Source organism: Mesorhizobium sp. M7A.F.Ca.CA.001.08.2.1 (assembly GCF_003998455.1).
GTDB classification, from domain to species: Bacteria; Pseudomonadota; Alphaproteobacteria; order Rhizobiales; family Rhizobiaceae; genus Mesorhizobium; species Mesorhizobium ciceri.
Window position 1 is genome coordinate 1 of record NZ_RZPW01001000.1, and the last position, 1,824, is coordinate 1,824.

Sequence of the window (1,824 nt, forward strand, 5' to 3'; positions counted from 1 at the left end):
TGCGCCGTCAAAGGGAGGGGGCTTCCATGAAAATCGGCATGTGCATGTTCTTGTGGACGCCGGCGGTGTCGAAGAAACCCGAGCCGCTGCTGCGCGACATCAAGGCAACCGGTTTCGATGGCGTCGAGATACCGATCTTCGCCGGCACGCCGGACGATTATAGAAAGCTCGGCGATCTGCTCGACCGCATCGGGCTGGAGCGGACTGCGGTTTCGGCCATGGGCGATCCGGCGATGAATTTGATCTCGGCCGACGCGGCAACGCGCAAGGCCGGTGTCGACTACATGAAATGGGCGATCGACTGCGCGCAGGCGCTTGGCGCCAGCACGCTGAGCGGCCCTCTGCATTCGACGCTCGGGTCCTTTTCCGGCTCTGGGCCGACGGCCGCGGAGAAGAAGCGCTCCGTCGGCTCGCAGCGCGCCATCGGCGACCATGCCGGCAACAAGGGCGTCACCATCGGGCTCGAGGCGCTGAACCGCTTCGAATGCTACCTGCTCAACACGATGGCGGACCTGTCGGAGCATATCGACGCCATCGACCGGCCGCACATCAAGGCGATGTACGACACCTTCCACGCCAATATCGAGGAGGCCGACCCGATCGGCGCCTACACGAAACACCGCAGGAATGTCGTGCATATCCATATCTCGGAGAACGATCGCGGCGTGCCGGGGCGCGGCAACATTCCGTGGACCGAAACGTTTTCCGCCATCCGCAAGAGCGGCTATGACGATTGGCTGACGATCGAGGCGTTCGGCCGCTCACTCAAGGATTTGGCGGCGGCGACCAAGGTGTGGCGGGATTTCTCAGAGACGCCGGACGCGGTCTATCGGGAGGGGTATAGGCATATCAAGAGCGGGTGGAAGAAGGCGGCTTAGGCGCCCTGGCCCATTTTCTATTTGCGTTTGCGGCGGTTGCCAGGTGGTTCCCCCACTCCGTCTCGGCTTCGCCGAGCCACCTCTCCCCCCTCCGGAGGGAGAGGAAGGAAGCCTCGGCCTGGGGGACACTCGGCCTAAGAGGACAGGCGTCGGCTCGGACAGCCTGGCGCTTTCCTCTACCCCGTCGATCGGGGGAGAGGTGTCGAGCGAAGCTCGACGGAGTGGGGGTCGATCCTTTGGCGCCGGTCGAGACGACTTGCGCGTCTGCATCGCAAGCCTACCCCTGCTCAGCCTGGATCCTGTTGTAGTCGTGGATGGTCCGGCTCAGCCGGCGGCGCAGGAAGTTGGAGATGTTGTCGAAGATGAAGACGACGAGCAGGATCAGCAGCACCATGTAGAAGACGTTGGCCCAGTTGGAGTTGGTGCGCATCGCTTCCCACAGCTTCAGGCCGATGCCGCCGGCGCCGACAGCGCCGATGATGGTGGCGCCGCGGGTGTTGGATTCCCACTGATAGAGCGTCTGGCTGATGAACACCGGCACCACTTCCGGCAGCACGCCGTAGCGCTGCACCAGGAGGCCGTTGGCTCCGGTCGAGGTAATCCCCTCGCGCGGCTTGTCGTCGATGTTCTCCAGCGCCTCGGAATAGGTTTTGCCGAGCGTGCCGACCTCTGTGAAGAAGATCGCCGCACTGCCAGCCAGCGGTCCCGGCCCGAAGGCGCGGGTGAAGAACAGCGCCCAGATCAGCATGTCGATGGAGCGCATGAAATCGAAGAAGCGCTTGAGCACCTGGTTGACCAGCCGGCTGGGCGTGATGTTGCGGGCGGCGAAGAAGGCCAGCGGGAAGGCGACGATGCCGCCCAGCATGGTGCCGAGAAAGGCCATGACGATGGTCTGCAGCAGCTTGGTCCAGACATCGCCATGCTGCCACTGGGCGTTGTTCCAGAT

2 protein-coding genes are annotated in these 1,824 nt (G+C 63.7%); one reads left to right on the forward strand and one right to left on the reverse strand.

All coding sequences use genetic code 11. The annotated features are described in order from the left end of the window. Window positions 1-26: 26 nt before the first annotated feature. Window positions 27-878, forward strand: coding sequence for a sugar phosphate isomerase/epimerase (locus EN914_RS34005; protein WP_127389615.1), 852 nt, complete (start codon window positions 27-29; stop codon window positions 876-878). A gap of 277 nt (window positions 879-1,155) precedes the next feature. Here the strand turns inward: EN914_RS34005 and phnE are convergent. Next, window positions 1,156-1,824 (reverse strand): phosphonate ABC transporter, permease protein PhnE (gene phnE, locus EN914_RS34010; RefSeq protein ID WP_127389616.1); only part of this gene is annotated, 669 nt, incomplete at its 5' end.